At 68.6% G+C, this 20,397-nt stretch carries 19 protein-coding genes and 1 tRNA gene; 10 read left to right on the plus strand and 10 right to left on the minus strand.

The features are described 5' to 3' along the window. Positions 1–75: 75 nt before the first annotated feature. Complete coding sequence (locus tag HZ989_RS11585) at positions 76–789, minus strand: hypothetical protein (protein ID WP_209320977.1); 714 nt, start codon at positions 787–789, stop codon at positions 76–78. A 148-nt stretch (positions 790–937) separates the two neighbouring features. Here HZ989_RS11585 and HZ989_RS15210 point away from each other — a divergent pair, with 148 nt between their 5' ends. After that, entirely contained in the window at positions 938–1,054 is a 117-nt protein-coding gene (locus tag HZ989_RS15210) for a hypothetical protein (RefSeq protein WP_245162351.1), read from the plus strand. 183 nt (positions 1,055–1,237) lie between these two features. Here the strand turns inward: HZ989_RS15210 and HZ989_RS11590 are convergent, their stop codons facing one another. The 3 genes from HZ989_RS11590 to folK form a co-directional block, all read right to left on the minus strand. Continuing rightward, on the minus strand, positions 1,238–3,418 hold the full coding sequence (locus HZ989_RS11590; RefSeq protein ID WP_209320978.1) for a bifunctional (p)ppGpp synthetase/guanosine-3',5'-bis(diphosphate) 3'-pyrophosphohydrolase: 2,181 nt from the start codon (positions 3,416–3,418) through the stop codon (positions 1,238–1,240). 101 nt (positions 3,419–3,519) lie between these two features. Beyond that, positions 3,520–3,879, minus strand: a complete 360-nt coding sequence (gene rpoZ / locus HZ989_RS11595) for a DNA-directed RNA polymerase subunit omega (RefSeq protein WP_209320979.1) — start codon at positions 3,877–3,879, stop codon at positions 3,520–3,522. Between the two features lie 83 nt (positions 3,880–3,962). Next, the gene (gene folK / locus HZ989_RS11600; protein WP_209320980.1) at positions 3,963–4,535 is read right to left on the minus strand and encodes a 2-amino-4-hydroxy-6-hydroxymethyldihydropteridine diphosphokinase; all 573 of its coding nucleotides are present in this window, start codon (positions 4,533–4,535) and stop codon (positions 3,963–3,965) included. Between folK and HZ989_RS11605 the strand changes: the two genes are divergently transcribed. The 3 genes from HZ989_RS11605 to HZ989_RS11615 all read left to right on the plus strand — a co-directional run bounded on the left by HZ989_RS11605 (position 4,534) and on the right by HZ989_RS11615 (position 6,245). Beyond that, positions 4,534–5,112, plus strand: a complete 579-nt coding sequence (locus HZ989_RS11605; protein WP_209320981.1) for an NYN domain-containing protein — start codon at positions 4,534–4,536, stop codon at positions 5,110–5,112. The two genes, folK and HZ989_RS11605, sit on opposite strands and share 2 nt — an antisense overlap. Positions 5,113–5,269: 157 nt before the next feature. Then, on the plus strand, positions 5,270–5,917 hold the full coding sequence (locus HZ989_RS11610) for a uracil-DNA glycosylase (protein WP_209320982.1): 648 nt from the start codon (positions 5,270–5,272) through the stop codon (positions 5,915–5,917). 127 nt (positions 5,918–6,044) lie between these two features. Further along, positions 6,045–6,245 carry a hypothetical protein gene (locus HZ989_RS11615; protein WP_209320983.1) on the plus strand — a complete coding sequence of 67 codons (201 nt, stop codon included), beginning with the start codon at positions 6,045–6,047 and terminating at the stop codon, positions 6,243–6,245. Position 6,246: 1 nt separating this feature from the next. Here the strand turns inward: HZ989_RS11615 and smpB are convergent, their stop codons facing one another. Further along, complete coding sequence (smpB, locus tag HZ989_RS11620) at positions 6,247–6,750, minus strand: SsrA-binding protein SmpB (protein ID WP_209320984.1); 504 nt, start codon at positions 6,748–6,750, stop codon at positions 6,247–6,249. Beyond that, positions 6,750–7,634, minus strand: a complete 885-nt coding sequence (gene dapA, locus HZ989_RS11625) for a 4-hydroxy-tetrahydrodipicolinate synthase (protein ID WP_209320985.1) — start codon at positions 7,632–7,634, stop codon at positions 6,750–6,752. Before dapA ends, smpB begins: the two co-directional genes overlap by 1 nt. Positions 7,635–7,747: 113 nt before the next feature. Here dapA and HZ989_RS11630 point away from each other — a divergent pair, with 113 nt between their 5' ends. Further along, the gene (locus HZ989_RS11630) at positions 7,748–9,799 is read left to right on the plus strand and encodes a transglycosylase SLT domain-containing protein (protein ID WP_209320986.1); all 2,052 of its coding nucleotides are present in this window, start codon (positions 7,748–7,750) and stop codon (positions 9,797–9,799) included. A gap of 26 nt (positions 9,800–9,825) precedes the next feature. On the opposite strand, the gene HZ989_RS11635 is transcribed toward HZ989_RS11630, so the two are convergent. After that, the gene (locus HZ989_RS11635; RefSeq protein WP_209320987.1) at positions 9,826–10,470 is read right to left on the minus strand and encodes a TetR/AcrR family transcriptional regulator; all 645 of its coding nucleotides are present in this window, start codon (positions 10,468–10,470) and stop codon (positions 9,826–9,828) included. Between the two features lie 126 nt (positions 10,471–10,596). On the opposite strand from HZ989_RS11635, the gene HZ989_RS11640 reads away from it, so the two are divergent. Genes HZ989_RS11640 through HZ989_RS11650 form a run of 3 tightly spaced genes read left to right on the plus strand, consistent with a single transcriptional unit; the run spans position 10,597 to position 13,709 of the window. Further along, the gene (locus tag HZ989_RS11640) at positions 10,597–11,997 is read left to right on the plus strand and encodes a glycosyltransferase family 2 protein (RefSeq protein WP_245162352.1); all 1,401 of its coding nucleotides are present in this window, start codon (positions 10,597–10,599) and stop codon (positions 11,995–11,997) included. A gap of 18 nt (positions 11,998–12,015) precedes the next feature. Beyond that, positions 12,016–12,915 carry a class I SAM-dependent methyltransferase gene (locus HZ989_RS11645; protein ID WP_209320989.1) on the plus strand — a complete coding sequence of 300 codons (900 nt, stop codon included), beginning with the start codon at positions 12,016–12,018 and terminating at the stop codon, positions 12,913–12,915. After that, the gene (locus HZ989_RS11650; RefSeq protein ID WP_209320990.1) at positions 12,912–13,709 is read left to right on the plus strand and encodes an RNA methyltransferase; all 798 of its coding nucleotides are present in this window, start codon (positions 12,912–12,914) and stop codon (positions 13,707–13,709) included. Before HZ989_RS11645 ends, HZ989_RS11650 begins: the two co-directional genes overlap by 4 nt. 1 nt (position 13,710) lies before the next feature. Here HZ989_RS11650 and HZ989_RS11655 read toward each other — a convergent pair whose 3' ends face one another. Next, positions 13,711–15,006: an MFS transporter gene (locus HZ989_RS11655; RefSeq protein WP_209320991.1), complete on the minus strand. Its 1,296-nt coding sequence runs from the start codon at positions 15,004–15,006 to the stop codon at positions 13,711–13,713. A gap of 50 nt (positions 15,007–15,056) precedes the next feature. Then, a complete protein-coding gene (gene hrpB / locus HZ989_RS11660) occupies positions 15,057–17,504 on the minus strand; it encodes an ATP-dependent helicase HrpB (protein WP_209320992.1) in 2,448 nt (815 codons plus the stop codon). Between the two features lie 145 nt (positions 17,505–17,649). On the opposite strand from hrpB, the gene HZ989_RS11665 reads away from it, so the two are divergent. Then, positions 17,650–19,218, plus strand: coding sequence for an amino acid permease (locus tag HZ989_RS11665; RefSeq protein WP_209320993.1), 1,569 nt, complete (start codon positions 17,650–17,652; stop codon positions 19,216–19,218). A gap of 55 nt (positions 19,219–19,273) precedes the next feature. On the opposite strand, the gene HZ989_RS11670 is transcribed toward HZ989_RS11665, so the two are convergent. Continuing rightward, positions 19,274–19,358, minus strand: a tRNA-Leu gene (locus HZ989_RS11670). Positions 19,359–19,478: 120 nt separating this feature from the next. Between HZ989_RS11670 and HZ989_RS11675 the strand changes: the two genes are divergently transcribed. Beyond that, positions 19,479–20,375: a flagellar motor protein MotB gene (locus HZ989_RS11675; protein ID WP_371813006.1), complete on the plus strand. Its 897-nt coding sequence runs from the start codon at positions 19,479–19,481 to the stop codon at positions 20,373–20,375. Positions 20,376–20,397 lie beyond the last annotated feature (22 nt).

Genomic DNA, 20,397 nt, shown 5'->3' on the forward strand with positions numbered 1-20,397 from the left:
CACCCGTGTCATCGCCTTATCCCCAGATTGCGTGTTCCGCATATGTTCTATGTTGGCTTTTTGTTCTCGTCAAGTTCAGAAGTTCGCAAACAAGGGAACGACGAAGTTGCCCGCGACGACCGCGAAAACGATCCCTGATGCGATGAGAAGCTTGCGGCGCTCGTTGGCCCTGAACATTCGAATGTTGGATTGCGCAATGGCGGCCTGTTCGGCGGCCAGCCTGAGCGATTCACGACGCGCATGCGCTTCTGCAGCGTTCTTCCTTGCTTCTTCGCGCTTCGATAACGCCCAAAGGCCGACCCCAGCGAAGACAAAGGGGCCCACAACCCATCCGATGGGTCCAGTCCCGGCCATGGCGGCCCCGGTGGACAGCATCATGTGGCTGACACCGCCGGCGACCAGTATTCCCGCTCCTGCGGTCCCGGCAACCAAGAGGTCGAGGGCATCCGGCTCGACATCTTGAGGGTTGACGGCGATGGCTCGTCCTTCCCGCGCGGCTCTCCACTGGCTGCGGCTCTCGAGATAGAGGCGGGTGAAGAATAGCCAGGCCAGGACGCCTGCGGCGAGGCCCAGCATGACCAGATCAATCACCCAGCCCGCGACCGGCAGGGAAAGGCCGAGGGCGGACGCCGTGTCGACCGCGGCCGCCCTGTAGGTGGCGACGGGGGCGAGCAGTAGACCGTCGATGTTGAGCAGGTCGCTCAAGGCGCTGATGATCGCCAGCGGCGCCGTGATGACGGTCCAGACGATGGGCAGGACGCCTAAGGTTGCCCTGGCAAGTGCTCGCATACCGGCCCCCTGTTAAGATCTGAGACATCGTTGTTCGCCAGATCGTTCATCGTCAAGCCAACGCTTTCGGAGGACGGCGGGATCGACGCAGGCTATGCTGTATTCGCCACGCCCGCCCTTCCGGCGGCGCGCGTCTGGAGTATCGGCCATGGCCAAGGGTCAAGTGAAGTCCAACAAGGAAGTCCGCAAACCCAAGGCCGAGAAGGCCAAGCCGGCCGTGTCGGTGGGGACCTCGCCCTTCACCCAGCCGCCGGGCAAGAAGTAGGCCCAAGTCCGTCATCCTCCGGCGAGCGCAGCGAGACCGGGGGACCCAGCGGCGCCGAAGGCGATCTGTTCAGGCAGGATGGTCGGAAGCGGCGGAGTGCGCGACAGCTTCGCGCTCCCGCGCGCCGCTGCGTCCCCCGGTCTGCGCCGCAAGCGGCTTGCCGGAGGATGACGGAATGAGCCCCTACCCCCGCGACCGCTCGGCGGTGTCCACGCTGGGGTTGGCCCGCAGCGCGGCCATGATGCTGGTGGCGTGTTTGGCGTCGGCGACCTCGACGTCCAGGTCGACGTCGAAGAAATCGGACTGACGGTGCGCCATCTTCAGGTTCAGGATATTGCCCCCCGCCTCGCCGATGACGGTGGCGACCTGACCCAGGACGCCGGGCGCGTTCTTGATGGTGGCGCGCAGGCGGGCCATGCCGACCGCGCCCTGTTCGGCCTGGGGCGTCCATTGCAGGTCCTGCCAGACGCTGTCGTCGTCGGCGAAATCGGCCAGCTTCTGGCAGTCGATGACGTGGACGGTCAGACCCTTTTCGGGCTCGAGAATGCCGACGATCCGGTCACCCGGCACCGGCGTGCAACAGGCCCCGAAATGGATGCTGATCCCCGGCGTCAGGCCGCCGCCTCGCACGAACATGCGGGCCTTGTCGTCGGCGATCTTTCTGCGTTCCTGGCCGGTGTTCAGCGTGCCCTTCAGGGCCGGGAACAGCATCTCGACCACCTTGTTGGCGGGCAGGCGGCCCCGGCCGATGGCGTCGAACAGATCCTCCTCGGTGCCGGTGGCCAGGGTCTCGACCACCGACTTCAGCGACACGGCGGCCAGCGACTTGCCGACCCGGCCCAGGGCCTGTTCCAGGGTGGTCTTGCCCAGCTTGTAGAACTCGTCGCGCTCTGACGAGCGGATATGGCGGCGAATGGCGGACCGGGCGCGGCCCGTGACGGTCAGGCTGCGCCAGTCGGCCGGGGCCTCGCGCTTCTTGCCGCGGATGATCTCGACCACGTCGCCGTTCTGCAGCGCCGTGCGCATCGGCTTCAGCTCGCCGTTGATCTTGACGCCCACGGCCGTGTCGCCGACCTCGGTGTGGACGGAATAGGCGAAGTCCAGCGCCATGCCGCCGCGCGGCAGGGTGATCAGCCGCCCCTTGGGCGTGAAGACGAAGACCTGATCCAGGTACATCTCCAGCTTGGCGTGTTCGACCCAGTCCTCGCCCCCCTCCCCGTGCTCGATCACCTGGACCAGGTGACGCAGGTTCTGCAGCGGGTCGCGGCCGCCCTCGCGCTCCATCGCTTCCTGGTCGAAGCCATAGGACTTGTTCTTGTAGGCCCAGTGCGCGGCCACCCCGTCCTCGGCCACACGGTCCATGGCCTCGGTGCGGATCTGCATCTCGATGCGCAGGCCGGCGGGGCCGACCACCGTGGTGTGCAGGGAGCGATAGTTGTTCGACTTGGGCGTCGAGATGAAATCCTTGAACCGCTCGGGCACCATCGGCCAGGCGCGGTGGATGACGCCCAAGGCGCGGTAGCAGTCATCCTCGGCCTCGACCAGCACGCGGAAGCCATAGATGTCGGACAGGGCCGAGAAACCCACGGACTTCCGCTGCAGCTTCCTCCAGATCGAATAGGGGGTCTTCTGGCGGCCATAGACGCGGGCCTCGATCCCCGCCTCGCTCAGCACCCGCTGGAACTCGCCGGCGACGGTCTCGGTGGCCCCGCCGTGCTCCAGCTTCAGCGCCTCCAGCCGCCGCTCGATGGCGGTGCGGGCCGTGGGGTTCAGGTGCTCGAACGCCAGCTCTTCCAGCTCCGACGCGATCGAGTGGATGCCGATCGACCGGCCCAGCGGCGCATAGACCTCCAGGGTTTCGCGGCTGATCCGCTCGCGCTTCTCGGGCTTGACGTATTTCAGCGTCCGCATGTTGTGCAGACGGTCGGCCAGCTTCACCAGCAGGACGCGCACGTCCTTCGAGATCGCCAGGATGAACTTGCGCAGGTTCTCGGCCTGACGGGTGTGCTCGGCCTGCAGCTCCAGCCGGCTCAGCTTGGTCACCCCCTCGACCAGGACCGCGACCTCCTCGCCGAACATGCGGGCGATGTCGTCGCGGGTGGCCGAGGTGTCCTCGACCACATCATGCAGCAGGGCGGTGACGATGGTGGCGGTGTCCAGCCGATAGTCGGTCAGGATGCCCGCGACCTGGATCGGATGGGCGAAATAGGGATCGCCCGAGGCGCGCAGCTGCGAGCCGTGCATCTTCATCGCATAGACATAGGCCCGGTTCAGCAGGGCCTCGTCGGCGGTGGGGTCATAGGCCTTGACCGCCTCGATCAGCTCGAACTGGCGCAGGACCGGAATGCGTTTCGCCGCCGACATTTCTGCGGGCGGCGATACGGCGTCATTGGCAATGGGGGTCGGCGGCGGGGTCGAACCGGACCGCGCCGGGAGGATGGTGATACCGTTGGCGGATTGGGCCGTCAGTACCGCTCCTCCTGCCCGCCGTCCCGGTCGCTCTGCAGGGCGCGGATCAGCTCGGCCTCGGCCATGTTCATGTGCTGCGGCTCGGCCAGCAGACCCACGATTTCCGCCTCGTCCTCGGCTTCCGTGCGCTCGTCGACGCGCTGCAGGGCGACCACGACAGTCTCCAGCAGGTCGGCGGGGACCACGGTCTCGTCGGCGATTTCGCGCAGGGCGACGACCGGGTTCTTGTCATTGTCGCGATCGATGGTCAGCGGTGCGCCATTGGCGATCGCGCGGGCGCGGTTCCCGGCCAGCAGGACCAGGCCGAACCGGTTCGGTACCTTCTGGATGCAATCTTCGACAGTGACGCGAGCCATGAATTACCTCGGGCGGGGGGAGAACCGCGTTGCATACAGATGGGGAGGCGTTTGTGCAACGCCACAGGGACGATTTGGGGCGATCAGCCGACAGGCCGCGCATCTCGACCAACGGAAGCCTGCACCTCCAGAGCCCTCGCCGTCTTCCCCACCCCCGGATGCACCCAGTCCGGCGCGATCTCCGCCAGTGGCCCCATGACGAACTTCCGCTCCGCCGCGCGCGGATGCGGCAGGATCAGGCCGTCGCGGTCGCCCTGCTCCCGCCCATAGGCGATCAGATCGAGGTCCAGCGTCCGGGGCGCATTCCGCACCGTGCGGCGACGACCAAACGCCGCCTCGATCCGGCCCAGCGCCGCCATCAGGGCGTGCGGATCGTGGGCGGTCCTGACCATCACCACACCGTTCAGGAAGGGCGGATCCTCCGGGTCGGGCCAGGCCTGCGACGCCCACCAGGACGAGCGGGCGACCACATCGATGCCTTCCGTCCGGAACCGGGCCAGGGCGGCCTCCAGCGCCTCGCGACAATCGGACCAGACCCCCTTGTCATTGCAGCCCAGGGCGACGATGACGGCGTCGTCCAGACTCCCGGACCCGTCGATATTGACGAGGTCCGCATGGGTGTCCGGGTCCGATATTTCAGAAGGCGAGATTGCCATGACATCCTATCCGAACGACCGCCTCGTCGTCTTCATCGACGGAGCCAATCTGTATTCGACGGCCAGGGCGCTGAACGCCGATCTCGATTTCCGGAAGATGCTGGACGGCTTTCGCCAGCAGTCCCGCCTGATCCGCGCCTGTTATTACACGGCGGTGATCGAGGGCGAAGAGTTCTCGTCCATCCGGCCCCTGGTCGACTGGCTGGGCTACAACGGCTTTTCGGTCGTGACCAAGCCGGTCAGGCGCTTCACCGACGCCCAGGGTCATACGAAGACCAAGGGGAACATGGACATCGAGATCGCGGTCGACATGCTGGAGATGGCTCCGCACATGGACCACGCCATCCTGTTCTCGGGCGACGGCGACTTCCGGCGCGTGGTCCAGGCGGTACAGGCCAAGGGCGTGCGGGTCACGGTCGTCTCCACCATGAAGAGCCAGCCGCCGATGATCGCCGACGAACTGCGGCGTCAGGCCGACGACTACATCGACCTGGCCGACCGGCTGGACGACTGGGGGCGGCCGAGGACGCCCTCGACCGCGCCGACGGTGCGCACCTTCGACAGGAACGAAGGATGACCTTTTTTACCTCCCGCTCATCCCCGCGAACGCGGGGACCCAGTGCTTTCTCAAGGCACGGTGCCTCGGATCAATGTCAGCGAACATGCGGCCCGAAATGTGCGCCCAAAGAACTGGGTCCCCGCGTTCGCGGGGATGAGCGGAGTGATCTTTGGGCATGACACCACGGCAAGATCCCGAACCGCCCCGCGACTGCCCCCTGTGCCCCCGGCTGGTCGCCTATCGCGAGGAGAACCGCCGCCAGAACCCCGACTGGTGGAACGGCCCCGCGCCCTCGTTCGGCGACCCGGACGCGCGGCTGCTGGTCGCGGGCCTCGCCCCCGGCCGGACCGGGGCCAACCGGACGGGCCGGCCCTTCACCGGCGACGGGGCGGGCGTCATTCTGTACGAGACGCTGATCCGGACCGGCTTCGCCACTGGCACCTATGACGCCCGTCCGGACGACGGCCTGACGCTGGTCGACTGCATGATCACCAATGCCGTCCGCTGCGCCCCGCCCCAGAACAAGCCCCTCCCGATCGAGGAGGCGACCTGTCGCCCGTTCCTCAAGGCCCGGCTGGACGCCCTGTCCCGGCTGAGGGTCATCGTGACCCTGGGCGACGTCTCGCGCCGCAGCGTGCTGAAGGCCATGGGCCTTCCGGCCTCGGCCATGGCGTCGGGCCACGGCATGGAGGCCGAAATCGGCGGCTATACCCTGCTGAACAGCTATCACTGCTCGCGGCTCAACACGAACACCGGCCGCCTGACGCCGGCGATGTTCGAGGCGATCTTCCGGCGCGCCCGCACCCTCATCGACAGCCGCTGACTCACCTCTCCTGACGGGCGACTGTTGTTCGCCGGACACACGAATCAGGACCGTTCGGGTGTATGAAAACCGGGCGGAACATCTCCGCACAGCTTGCGTTGGATCCATGCCTTGGGAGGGGCAGACCATGCGTAACAGGCCTTCGCTTTTCACCGCCGCCGAACGCCGGATCGGACTGCTGGCCCTGCTCGCGGCCATCGTCCTGACCCTGACGATCATGGTCGCGGAACGCGCCCTCGCGCCGTCGCTGGGAATCTACGGGACCAGCGCCCCGACGCTGACCGCGCCGAACGTCGTCGACGCCCGACCGCTGAGCCGCGCCGCCTGATCTAGCCGCGGTCGCGCAGCAGCCGGGCCTTGTCTCTGGCCCAGTCGCGGTCGGCCGAGGCCTCGCGCTTGTCGTGCAGCTTCTTGCCCTTGGCCAGGGCGATCTCCAGCTTGGCCTTGCCGTCGTCGTTCAGATACAGCTTCAGCGGAATGATCGTCTGGCCGTCCTTCTGCACCGCCCCGATCAGCCGGTCGATCTGCTTTCTGTGCAGCAACAGCTTCCGGGGCCGACGCGGCTCGTGGTTGAACCGGTTGGCCTGCACATAGGGCGGGATGTCGGCGTTGATCAGCACGATCTCGCGCCCCTCCACCGCCGCATAGCTCTCGGCGATATTGGCCCGCCCCATCCGCAGCGCCTTGATCTCTGTGCCCAGCAGCATGATCCCGGCCTCGATATTGTCCTCGAGGAAATAGTCGAAGCGGGCACGGCGGTTCTCGGCGATCACCTTGGCCTTGGTAATGGGGGCCCTGGTCGCGGCCGCGGCCTTCTCTTTGGACGTCGCCATCAGCCGATTCCGGCCGCGGACAGGGCCGCATCGACGACCGCGCGCGCCTCGGCCGACGTGGGCACCAGGGGCAGGCGCACCTCTTCGCCGCACAGCCCCAGCGTCGCCAGCGCATATTTGGTCGGCGACGGCGACGCGTCGGCGAACAGACCCTTGTGAAGCCCGATCAGCCGATCCTGCCACGACCGGGCGCTCGCCAGGTCCCCGGCCTGAAGCGCGCCGTACAGCGCCACCATCGCGTCCGGCGCGACGTTCGACACCACCGAGATCACACCGTGCCCGCCATGGGCCAGATAGCCGAGGCAGCTGGCGTCATCGCCCGAGATCAGGTCGAACTGGCCCGTGATATTGGCACGCATCCAGCTGACCCGCCCCATGTCGCCGGTCGCGTCCTTGATCCCGACGATGTTCGGATGACCGGCCAGTTCGGCCACCGTCGAATCCGCCAGATCGACGCCCGTCCGGCCTGGCACATTGTACAGCAACAGCGGCAGCTGGACGGCATCGGCGATGGCCTCGAAATGCGCCTTCAGACCCGCCTGCGACGGCCGGTTGTAGTAGGGTGTGACGACCAGGGCACCGTCGGCCCCGACGGTCTTGGCATGGCGCACCATCCCGATCGCCTTGTCGGTCGAGGACGATCCCGCGCCCGCGATCACCCGCACACGCCCGGCGGCGACGCGCACGCACAGCTCGACCACCTGCCTGTGCTCTTGCGACGACAGGCTGGCGCTTTCGCCTGTGGTGCCCATCGGCACGACGCCATGAACTCCGGCAGCGATCTGGCGTTCCAGCAGGGCCTCGAATGCGGCTTCGTCCACGTTTCCGTCACGAAGTGGTGTGATCAGGGCGGTGATCACGCCCTTGAACAAGGGGGCGGTCATTGAAACAAGAATACCTTGCGTGGGGATGGGCGGCAGGCGCCTGAAACGAGACGCGAGAGGGTAGGTTGCCGGGGTCGAACCCGCAACCGGGATGAATGGGGATCGGACATATCATGCTTGCGACCACCCTGGCGGCCGTTCTGGCCGTTCTCGCGCCGATTCCGCAGACCGCCGACCTGAACCGCCAGCCGCCCCTGGGCACGCCCTCCGCCTCGAGCGACGCCTATCAGCCGGGCATTCTGAGCCAGGCCGACGTGGCCCTGTTCCGCCAGGGTCTGACCGCCGCCCGCGCCCGCGACGTGATCGGTGCGCGCAACGCCATCTCCGGCATCGGCGACGGCACGGCCAGAAAGCTGGTCGAATGGGCCCTGGTCGATACCTCCGCCGATCAGCTGTCCTTCACCGAACTGGCCCGGGACAAGACCGCCCTGGCCGGCTGGCCCCGGGCCGAGAGCCGGATCGCGGCGGGCGAACGGGCGCTGGACCGCGCCGGCATGGGGACCGACGCCGCCCTGGCCTATTTCGCCTCGGACCGGCCGACCACCGTCGAGGGGGCCATCGCCCTGGCCGATGCGCTGGACCAGCGCGGTCGCGGGGACGAATCCCGCCTGCTGATCCAGGAATGGTGGCAGACCCAGTCCTTCGACGTGGCGAACCAGACCCGCATCCTGGCCCGCTGGGGTTCCGCCCTGAAGCAGCGGGATCACGAGGCGCGGCTGAACATGCTGCTCGTCGGCCCGCACGGCCCGGCCACGCGGGCCATGATCGCCCTCGTCTCGCCCGAGCGACAGACCATCGCCAATGCCGTCCTGTCGCTGCGCAGCGCCTATGGCGGCGATGCGATCGTGGCCAGTCTGTCGCCGTCGCAGGCGATGGATTCCAATGTCGTGCTGGAGCGGGTCCGCATCCTGCGCGCGGCCGGTCGTCAGACCGAGGGCTTCCCCCTGCTGTCGGCCCTGCCCCCCTCGCCGCTGAATCCGGATTCCCAGGCCACGCTGTGGTCCGAGCGCCGCAACTATTTCCTCGATGCCCTTGAGCGCCGCGAATGGCGCGCCGCCTATGACGCGATGGCGGGACACGGCTTCCCGTCCGGCGAAAAGAAGGTCGATGCCGAGTTCTTCGCCGGCTGGGTCGCCCTGACCAAAATCGGCGATCCGACGACCGCCGCCCGCCATTTCGAGACCCTGCGCCAGGCGTCACAGACCCCGATCACCCAGGGCCGCGCCCTCTACTGGCTGGGCCGCGCGGCCGAGGCCCGGGGCGACCAGGCAGGGGCCCGGACCTTCTACCAGGAGGGGGCCCGTCACATTCAGACCTTCTACGGCCAGCTGGCCGCCGAGAAGGCCGGGATCACGACCCTGACCCTGCCCGCCGATCCCGTCATCACGCAGAATGACGCGGCTGCCTTCGAGGCCAACGAGGTCGTCCGGGCCGCCCGCATCCTGGGCGAGGCCGGCGAGATGAGCCTGTTCCGGGTCTTCGCCTACCAGCTGGACGACACCCTGCCCGGCGCGACCGATCTGGCCCAGCTGATGGACCTGTCGCGCGGCTACGGCGACGGCTTCGGGGCCATGATGGTCGGCCGAACCGCCAGCCAGCGCGGCTATCTGATGCCCGAGCGCCAGTATCCGATCCGCATACCGCCGGTCGTGGCCGGGGCCGCCCCGCTGGAGTTCACCCTGGCCATCACGCGTCAGGAATCCAGCTTCGACCCCCGCGCCCGCTCGGGTGCCGACGCCCGCGGCATGATGCAGTTCCTGCCCTCGACCGCCTCGGGCGTGGCTCGGCGTCTGGGCATGCCCTGGTCGTCCGAGCGGCTGTGGGACCCGGACTACAACATGACCCTGGGCAGCTATCACCTCGGCGAACTGATGAGCCAGTTTTCGGGCTCCATGCTGCTGACCACCGTCGGCTATAACGCAGGCCCTGCCCGACCACTGCAGTGGACGGCGCGGTGCGGTGATCCGCGCGGTGGCGTCGCCGGGGGCGGCGTGGACCCGGCCGATTTCATCGAATGCGCCCCCTTCACCGAGACGCGCAACTACATGATGCGGGTGATGGAAAACATGTCGGTCTACAAGGCCCGGCTGAACGGCGGTTCCGCCCCCCTGAACCTCTCGCGCGACATCGCGGCGGGCTACAACGGGCCGCGACCGTATCAATAGGTCACCCCAAGGCCCTTGGGCGGCCCTCAGGGCCTCAGCAGGCCCGCGATCAGCGCATCGATCATCGACCGTGACAGGGCCTCGCGGCCGACCCAGTCGAAGTAAGGTTTGGTGATCATCAGGGAGACGACGCCGTGTGCGCCGGCCCAGAGCGTCTGGGCCGCGGTGCGCGGATCGCCCCTCAGATGCCCCTGTGCGGCCATATCGCCGACCACTGCCTCGAACGCGCGATAGAGCTCCCCGCCCAGGTTCTGGGCCGCCGTCTGCGCGCCGTCGCGCGCCTCGACCGGGCGGGTCAGATAGGTCAGGCGATAGGCATTGGGATTGTCGAACCCGAAGGCGACATAGGCTTCCAGCAGCCGCCGCAGACGCAGCTCCGGCGGTCCGGGCTCATCCATCACGGCCTCGTTCATGGCCTGAAGCCGCGCGAACGCGACACGACAGATCTCGTGCAGGATCTCCGACTTCTCGGAAAAATGCATGTAGAGCGCCGTCGACGACAGGCCGACCTCATCGGCGATCCGCCGGATCGTGGCCCCCTCATAGCCGACCTCCACGAAGATGCGTTCGGCGGCTTCCAGGATTTCGGCACGCCGGGCATGGCCCTCGCCCTTGGGCTTGCGCGCACCCTTGACCGGCCCCGCTGAAGACATCGTCGGCAGTTCCGGCACGCGAACAACTCCATCCACGGCGCGACGCCGCCGTGCTGGAATAGCGGCAATCCCTTCGTCATGCCAACGCCTTGCCCGACACGGGCTTGCCGCCTAGGGTTGTCGGGCAACCTGCGGTTGGCGACCTTGAACACTTTGGCGCATCGCTTCGAGGAATGGGCAAGCCGTCGAAGCCTGACCGGGCTTCAGGCCGGCGTCCTGCTGGCGACACTGGTGGCTGCCGGCGCCGGAATACGCCTGGCCCCTGAAGCGACCGGGGCCATCCTGATCCGCAGTGCGCACCTGGCCTTCGTGCTTGTCGCCCTCTGGCGGGTCTTGCTGATCGTGGTGCCACGGCCTGCGCCGGGCACCCTGGCGCGGGGGCCGGACCTTCCCCGCTACACCATCCTGGTGGCCCTGCTGGACGAGGCATCGGTGATCGACCAGCTGGTCGAACGCCTGTCCAGGATCGACTATCCCCCGGATCGACTGGAGGCCTTCCTGGTGCTGGAGGCCCACGACCAGGAGACCATCGACGCGGCCTGGCACGCCGACCGCCCGGCCTGGATGTCGATCCTGATCGCGCCGCCCGGCCATCCCCGGACCAAGCCCCGCGCCCTGAATGTCGGCCTGGCCGCCGCGACCGGCGCGCTGGTGACCGTCTATGATGCCGAGGACGATCCGGATCCGCTTCAGCTTCGCGAGGCGGCGGCGCGCTTCGCCGCCGACGCGTCCGGCACGCTGTCGGCTCTTCAGGCGCCGTTGCGCATCCGGACCGCGACACGGACCCGCACACCCTTCCTCGATCGCCAGTTCGCCATCGAATACGCCAGCCTGTTCGAGGTCACCTTGCCGGCCATGGCCTGGCTGGGACTGCCGTTTCCCATGGGCGGGACCAGCAATCACTTCCGGGCGTCGTGGCTGCGCGCCGTCGGCGGCTGGGATGCCCACAATGTCACCGAGGATGCCGATCTGGGCTTTCGCCTGTGGCGGGCCGGCGGCACCCTGGGGGTCATCCAGCGCCCGACCCATGAGCCTCCGCCGGGAGGTCTGGGCGCCTGGCTGCCGCAGCGGACGCGATGGCTGAAGGGGTACATGCAGACCTGCGGCGTTCACACCCGTTCGCTGCACACCCTCGGGTGGCGCGGGGCTCTGGCCCTGCTGATGACGGTCGGGGCATCGCTCGCGGCCGCGGCCGTGCACGCGATCTCCGTGGCCTGGGTCGCGGCCCTGGTGCTGGTCGCGGTCGCGGCCGGGCTGGAGCCTCGCGCCTCGCTGGTGTCCCTGGGTGTTCTGGGCTTCGGGACCGTCGCCGCCTGGAGCAGCGCCTGGCTCGGGACCCGCCGGGCCGGCCTGCCCTGTACCCTCGCCGACATCGCCCGGACCCCGCTCTACTGGTCCATGCTGACCCTGGCCTTCGCCCATGGCTTTGCCCGGCTGTTCTACGAGCCCTTCGCCTGGAACAAGACACGGCACGTGCCGGACGCCATCGATCTGACAGCCGAAACCGTGGCCGGGCCCGCGACGGCTGGACGGCGGGCCGCCTGACGGCATAAGGCCTGATCCATGCCTCCCGTTTTCGCCCCCGAGCCCCAGACGCTGCTGACCTGTGGCTGGTCCGACTATGCCCTGCTTGATTCCGGGGCGGGCAGGAAGCTGGAGCGATATGGAGCCCACACGGTCGTCCGGCCCGAGCCCCAGTGCTTCTGGCAGCCGCGCGATCCGACCGCCTTCGACCGCGCCGACGCCCTCTTCGACCCGCAGGCGCAGGACGAGGATGACGACGGGCGCTGGCGGTTCGCGGGCGGGGCGATCGACACCTTCCCCCTGTCGTGGCGCGAGGTGAGGTTCACGGGCCGCTTCACCCCGTTCCGGCACCTGGCCTTCTTCCCCGAGCAGGCGGCGAACTGGGACTGGCTGGACGGACGCGTGCGGGCCCGCGCCCGGCCGAAGATTCTGAACCTGTTCGGCTACACCGGCGTCGCCAGCCTGGCCTGCGCCGCGGCCGGGGCCGAGGTCACCCACGTCGACGCCTCCAGAAAGTCGGTCGCCTGGGCGCGCGAGAACGCAGACCTGTCCGGCCTGTCCGACCACCCGATCCGCTGGATCGTCGAGGACGCCCGAAAATGGGTCGCGCGCGAGGTCCGGCGAGGCTCGCGCTATGACGGCATCATCCTGGACCCGCCCAAATACGGACGCGGCCCGACGGGCGAGGTCTGGCGGCTGTTCGAGGACATGCCCGCCCTGCTGACGGACTGCGCGGCCCTGCTGTCCGACGACGCGGACTTCCTGCTGCTGAACGCCTATGCCGCGCGGGTCTCGGGCCTGTCGCTGGCGCATCTGATGCGGGAGGCGACCGCGAACCGCGCCGGCCGCATCGACTGGGGCGAACTGGCCCTGTCCGAGGACGGCCCGGACGCCCGCGCCATCGGCCTGTCCTTCTTCGCCCGGTGGAGCGCCTCGTGACGGAACGCCTCGTCACCTCCCTGACCAATGACACGGTCAAGGCCGTCCGCGCCCTGCACATGCGCAAGGAGCGCGAGGCCACGGGGCAGTTTCTCGCCGAGGGCCTGAAGTTCATCGGCGAGGCACTGGATCAGGGCCGCGCGCCCCGGCTGCTGATGGTCGGCATGGAGGCGCGGCCCCATCCGCTGCTGGACCGCGCGAAGGCCGCGACGCTGGAGGCCGACGGCGAGATCGTCGTCGTCACCCACCCCATCCTCGAAAAGATCAGTCGCCGCGAGAACCCGCAAACCGTGCTGGGCGTCTTCGACCAGGCCTATGCCCGGCTGGACCAGATCGACCCCGCATCGGCCGCCTGCTGGATCGCGCTGGAGCAGGTCCGTGATCCCGGCAATCTCGGCACCATCATCCGCACCGCGGACGCGGCCGGCTGCGGCGGCGTCATCCTGATCGGCGACTGCGTCGATCCCTTTTCCGTGGAGGCCGTGCGCGCCACCATGGGCAGCGTCTTCGCCGTCGCCATCGTCCGCTGTACGGCCGAGGCCTTCCTGGCCTGGCGGACGACCTGGCCCGGCAGCGTCGTCGGCACCCGGCTGGATGCCAGCGTCGGCTATCGCGACGCGGCCCTTGCATCGCCGACCCTGATCCTGATGGGCAACGAGCAGGCCGGGCTGACCGACGGCCTCGCCGCCGCCTGCGACGTCAATGTGAAGATCCCGATGCGCGGACGGGCCGACAGCCTGAACCTTGCCATCGCCACCGGCATCATGGCCTATGCGGTGACCGACGCCGTCTGAGTCAGTCCTCGACCTTCAGCCGAGACATGCCGATCAGGGCCAGGATGGTCACCACGGCCGTTCCCGCCAGATACAGGCCCACGGCCGGCACACCAAAGGTCTTGGCCAGAGACGTCGCGGCGTAAGGGGCCACGGACGCTCCCGCTATGCCCGCCAGATTGAACGCCATCGACGCCCCCGTATAGCGCACCGCCGCGCGGAACGGCCGCGCCATGGTCGAGCTGAGTGGCCCGTAGGTCGCCCCCATCAGGGCGAACCCGATCGAGAAGAAGATCAGCAGTCCGGTCAGCCCCCCCGCGAACAGCGGCGCGATCAGAAACCCGAACAGGGCGATCCCGACCGAGGCCGCGACCAGCACCTTGATCTGACCGAACGCATCGGCCGCCAGGGCCGAGATCGGGATGAAGGCGCCAAAGAAGATCACCCCGACCAGCTGGATCGGCAGGATGTCGGCGCGGGTGAATCCCAGGGTCGTCGTCGCCCAGCTGAGCGCGAACACCGTCATCAGATAGAACAGCAAAAAGGTCGTGGTGGCCCCCAGCGTCCCCAGAACCAGAGCCCCCTTGTAACGGGCCAGCAGGGTCAGGATGGGGGCCTTGACCCGCTCGGCCCGCTCGATCACCCGGCTGAACTCCGGCGTCTCGGTGATCCGCAGCCGGACCCACAGGCCGACGATGACCAGGACCGCACTGGCCAGGAACGGCACCCGCCATCCCCAATCCAGAAAGGCCTGATCGCTCATCGTCGAGGTCAGGACGATGAAGGCCCCGGTCGACAGGATGAAGCCGATCGGCGCACCCAGTTGCGGGAACATGCCGAACCAGGCCTTGCGCCCCGGCGGCGCGTTCTCGGTCGCCAGCAGGACCGCGCCGCCCCACTCGCCGCCCAGACCCAGCCCCTGACCGAACCGGCACAGGGCCAGCAGCAGCGGGGCCACGACGCCGACCTGGGCATAGGTCGGCAACAGGCCGATGACGACGGTCGACAGTCCCATGGTCATCAGGGCCGCGACCAGGGTCGCCTTCCGCCCGATCCGGTCGCCGAAATGACCGAACACCACCGCCCCGACCGGCCGCGCGAAGAAGGCCAGGGCAAAAGTGGCGAACGACTGCAGCTGCGCCGTCAGCGGATCGCCGCCCGGAAAGAACAGGGCCGGAAACACCAGCACGGCGGCGGTCGCATAGATGTAGAAATCGAAGAATTCGATCGTCGTGCCGATCAGGCTGGCGAACAGGACGCGCCGGGTCGAGGCAGGACTGGGCGCGATCAGCAGGTCAGGTGCGGGCAAGGTCAGCATCCCCATGTCGATGACCACCGATGCGTCGGCTCGGCCCTGTGGTCAAGCGGTCAGGTCCCGCGCGGCTTGACCCGATTGGTGGGCGGGGCCTCGGCGGGGTTCTCCGGCCAGGGATGGCGCGGATAGCGGCCGCGCATTTCGGCGCGCACATCCTTCCACGACCCGCTCCAGAAGCCCGGCAGATCCTTCGTCAGCTGTAGCGGACGCCGTGCCGGCGACAGCAGGGCCAGGGTCAGCGGCACCCGGCCCCCGCCGACGGCCGGGTGTTCCCGCACGCCGAACAGCTCCTGCACCCGGATGTCCACGCGCGGTCCGCCGTGAGCCGCATAGTCGATCGCTGCCGACCCCAGGGGCGTGACGAGGCGCGCCGGGGCCAGGGCATCGAGGTCCCGGTGCCGGTCCCACGGCACGAGGCTGAGCAGGGCCTGTGCGAGGGCGTCGTCCGGCAGGGTGTCGAGGGCCTGAGCCGTATCCAGCAGGGGCCAAAGCCAGGTCTCGCGCGCCGCCGTCAGGCCGTCGTCGGACACGTCGGGCCAGTCCTCATCCAGCCCCCTCAGAAAGGCCAGGCGGTCGCGCAGGGCGGTCGCCCGCTCGCCCCAGCGCAGGCCCGCCAGCCCCTGCTGTTCCACCTCGGCGCGCAGGGCAGCGGTGATCGCCGCGCGGTCGGCCGGTCCGATGACCCGCTCGTCGACCACAATGGCCCCCAGCCGCCGGATGCGCCGCACGACCCGACGCCCCGACGGCTCGCGCACCAGCCGATCCTCCAGCGTCATCCGCCCCTCCAGCGTCGCGGGATCGAGCGGGGCCGCCAGCCGGATCCGGTCCCGGGCCTCGCCGCCGCCCAGATCGGCGACCGCCAGCCAGGGCTCTGCGGCCAGCGCATCGGTGGCGTCCAGAAACGCGCCCCGGCCGGACGCCAGCAACACCTCGCCCGGCCTGCCCCGCGCCCGTGCGACCCGCTCGGGGAAGGCCTCGGCCAGCAGAGTGCCGACGTCGATGCCGTCGCCCCGCGCCTCGCCGCCGTCCGGGGCCGCCCGCGCCCATCGATCAGCCAGCGTGCGCGCGTCACTGGCCCGGGGGCCACGGTCGCGGTCGAAGCCGCGCAGCCGCTCGCGCAGGTCGGTGTCGTTGCCGCCCAGCCCCGGCTCGCTCAGCACGGCCGCGATCATCGCACCCAGCCTCGCCTCCCCCGCATTGGCCGCCACCGCGACCAGGTGCGCCAGCCGGGGCGTCAGCGGCATCCGGGTCAGCCGCTGCCCGTGCGCCGTCAGCCCGCCCGCAGCGTCCAGCGCACCCAGTCGCGTCAGCACCGCCCGCGCCTCGGCCATCGCGCCCTTTGGCGGTGCATCCAGCAGGGCCAGACCGTCCGTAGAGCGTGCCCCCCAGCGCGCCAGATCCAGCGCCAGGCCCGTCAGGTCCGCCTCCAGAATCTCGGGCCGCTGATGCGGCACCAGCCCCCGCGTCGCCTCCTCGTCCCACAGGCGATAACAGACCCCCGGCTGCGTCCGACCCGCCCGCCCCCGGCGCTGCTCGGCCGAGGACCGGCTGACCCGCACGGTCACCAGCCGGGTCAGACCGCTGGACGGCTCGAACCGGGGCACGCGGGACACGCCGCTGTCGACGACGACCCGCACGCCTTCGATGGTCAGGCTGGTCTCGGCCACGGACGTCGCCAGCACGACCTTGCGCCGGCCCGGGGGCGAAGGCTGGATGGCCCGGTCCTGGGCGTCCTTCTCCATCGCCCCGAACAGCGGAACGACATCGACCGACGGATCGCGCAGCCGCTCGGCGATCCGCTGCGCCGTCCGATGGATCTCGCCCTGCCCCGGCAGGAAGGCCAGCACCGAACCGGACTGATCGCCCAGCGCCGTCAGGCAGGCCCGCGCCGTCGCGTCCTCGATCCGCTCGACCGGATTGCGGCCGAGGTAGAGGGTCTCGACCGGAAAGACCCGTCCTTCCGCCTCGATCACGGGTGCAGGCATTCCGTCTGCACCGGCCAGCAGCCGCGAAATCCCCGCGATGTCCAGCGTCGCCGACATGACCAGGATCTTCAGATCGTCCCGCAGCACCCCCTGACTGTCCCGCACCAGCGCGAGGCCCAGGTCGGCGTCCAGGCTGCGTTCGTGGAATTCGTCGAAGATGACGCAGGCCACGCCGTCGAGGCCGGGATCGTCGAGGATCATCCGGGTGAAGACCCCTTCGGTGATCACCTCGATCCGGGTGCGCGGCCCGATCCGGCTCTGCAGCCGCGTGCGATAGCCGACGACCTCTCCGGTGGCCTGCCCCAGCGTCGCCGCCATCCGCTCCGCCGCCGCCCGCGCGGCCAGTCGCCGTGGCTCCAGCACCAGGAGGCGTCCGTCGCCGCGCCAGGGCACGTCCAGCAAGGCGAGCGGCACCACCGTCGTCTTGCCCGCGCCCGGAGGTGCCGCCAGCACGACCGCCGGCCGGGCGGCCAGCGCGGCCTTCAGGTCGTCCAGAACGGCGTGGATCGGCAACATCGGGAGCGCTCCAGCGGCAACGGCGGTGTTCACGAAAGCGTCGTCACGCAGTCATGGATCGATAGCGCGTTGCGCAAGGCCATTTCCATGGTTAGCGTCAGCGCAAACCGGCAGGGGTCCGGGATAATCGTATTAGGGGAAATTCATGTGGCGCATTAAGTCGCTCGACGCGATTCTAGCCACGGCCGAGAAGAAATCGCTTCATCGGTCGCTCGGTCCAGTCCAGCTCACCTTGCTGGGAATCGGCGCCATCATCGGCACGGGTATCTTTGTTCTGACGGCCGCTGCGTCGCAAAAAGCCGGTCCGGGCATGGCGATCAGCTTCGTGATCGCCGGAGCCGTCTGCGCCGTTGCCGCGCTCTGCTACTCCGAACTGGCGGCCATGGCCCCGGTTTCGGGCTCCGCCTACACCTATACCTACGCCGTCATGGGCGAGCTTCTGGCCTGGTGCGTCGGCTGGGCGCTGATCCTCGAATACGCCGTGGCGGCCTCGGCCGTGTCTGTGGGGTGGTCCGGATATGTCCTTGGACTGCTCGAGAACGGGCTTGGAATAGACTGGCCCGACCTTCTCCAGGCCGGCCCGACCTGGTCGATGAACGGCTTCATCCCGACGCCGGACTTTTCGGCCGGCATCATCAACATCCCCGCCATCATCGTGGCTCTGGGCGTGACCTTCCTGCTGATGCTGGGCACGACGGAGTCGGCGCGCGTCAACGCCTTGCTGGTGGTCATCAAGGTCGTCGCCCTGACGACCTTCATCGTCATCACCCTGCCGCTGATCAAGTCCGAGAACTTCACCCCGTTCGCGCCCAACGGCCTGTTCGGCAGCTCCTCGGGCATGGGCATCGTCGGGGCCGCGGCCTCGATCTTCTTCGCCTATGTCGGTTTCGACGCGGTCTCGACCGCCGCCGAGGAAACCAAGAACCCGCAACGCAATGTGCCCATCGGCCTGATCGGCTCGCTGGCCATCTGCACCATCTTCTATCTGCTGGTGGCGGTCGGTGCGATCGGCGCCATCGGGGCCCAGCCCGTGGTCGGCCCGGCCGGGGAAGCGGTCCAGCCCGGATCGCCCGCCTTCGTCGCCGCCTGTGCCCTGGCCGAGAATGCCAACAAGCTGGTCTGTTCCAACGAGGCGCTGGCCCACGTCCTGCGTGAGGTCAACTTCCCGATGATCGGCAACGCCCTCGGCACCGCGGCCCTCCTGGCCCTGCCCTCGGTCATCCTGATGATGATCTATGGCCAGACGCGCATCTTCTTCGTGATGGCGCGCGACGGCCTGCTGCCGGAAGGCCTGACCAGGATCCACTCCAAGTGGAAGACGCCCTACATCGTGACCGCCTTCACCGGCATCGCGGTGGCGATCGCGGCGGCCCTGTTCCCGGTCGGTCAGCTGGCCGACATCTCGAACTCGGGCACCCTTTTCGCCTTCTTCATGGTGTCGCTGGCGGTCATGATCCTGCGGGTCAAGGAGCCCAACCGGAAGCGTCCGTTCCGCACGCCGCTGATCTGGCTGTTCGCGCCACTCTCGGCCGCAGGCTGCGCCTTCCTGTTCTGGAACCTGCCGCACGACGCCAAGATGGTACTGCCGATCTGGGGCGGCATCGGCCTGGTGATCTACTTCCTCTATGGCTATCGCAAGAGCCATGTCGGGCGCGGTCTGAGCGACATCCACGAGCAGGATGCCGACATTCCTCCGCCTCCTGCGACGACCTGATCCCCGCATCACCCAAGGACGAAAGGCCCGGGAGCAATCCCGGGCCTTTTGTTCATGGTGCGGATGAGAGGACTCGAACCTCCACATCTTGCGATGCCAGAACCTAAATCTGGTGCGTCTACCAGTTTCGCCACATCCGCACTGGGCGGTCCGTTTAGGGGCAAGTGGTCGCGGCCACAACTGCCCAATCGGAAACGCCACCTTAACCTAGATCGACCACGGTCAGCCATCGTTGTCCCAGGGCTCGTGCCATGTCGTCCATGAGTGATCGTCCGATCCTCATCAAGAAGGTCAAGAAGGTCGTCGGCGGTGGACACCACGGCGGCGCCTGGAAGGTCGCCTATGCGGACTTCGTGACCGCGATGATGGCCTTCTTCCTGCTGATGTGGCTGATCAACACGACCGACCCGGAACAGAAGCGCGGCATCGCCGAATATTTCGCGCCCGCCAGCGTGTCGGCGACCACCTCCGGCTCCGGCGGCATTCTGGGCGGCACCTCTCTGGGCGAGGACGGGGCCAAGAGCTCCGGCTCCATGTCCGTGATGGAACAACAGGCCCCCGAAGCCCCCGAGGACGCGCCCGAGGAAGTCGGCACCAACCCCAATCTGGCCGCCGCCTCCGAGGATGAGCTGCGCGACGAGATCGCCGCCCGCGAAGCCGCTGAATTCGCCTCGGCCGCCGAATCCCTGCGTCAGGCCATGCAGCGCATGCCCGAGCTGGCCGAGCTGTCGAAACAGCTGATCATCGACCAGACGCCGGAGGGCCTGCGCATCCAGCTGGTGGATCAGGAAGGCCGCTCGATGTTCGACCAGAATTCGGCGCGACCGAACGCGCGGGCCCAGATCCTGCTGCGCGCCATCGCCGGGGTCGTCAACCGTCTGCCCAATCGCATCTCGATCTCCGGTCACACCTCGGCCATCGCCGGATCGGGCCGCGCCTCCAGCCCCGGCGACTGGACGCTGTCGGCGTCGCGCGCCGATGCGTCGCGTCAGATCCTGCAGTCGGCCGGCGTCGACGTCGACCGGGTCTATTCCGTGGCGGGCAAGGCCGGGTCCGATCCTCTGTACCCGGACGATCCGTCGCTGGCCGGAAACCGGCGCATCGCCATCGTCCTGTTGCGCGAGGCCCCCGTGCTTCCGACGGACACCAGCCTGTGACGAGCGCGCGCCGGATCGGTTC

This window comes from Brevundimonas sp. AJA228-03, assembly GCF_017795885.1.
Lineage (GTDB): Bacteria > Pseudomonadota > Alphaproteobacteria > Caulobacterales > Caulobacteraceae > Brevundimonas.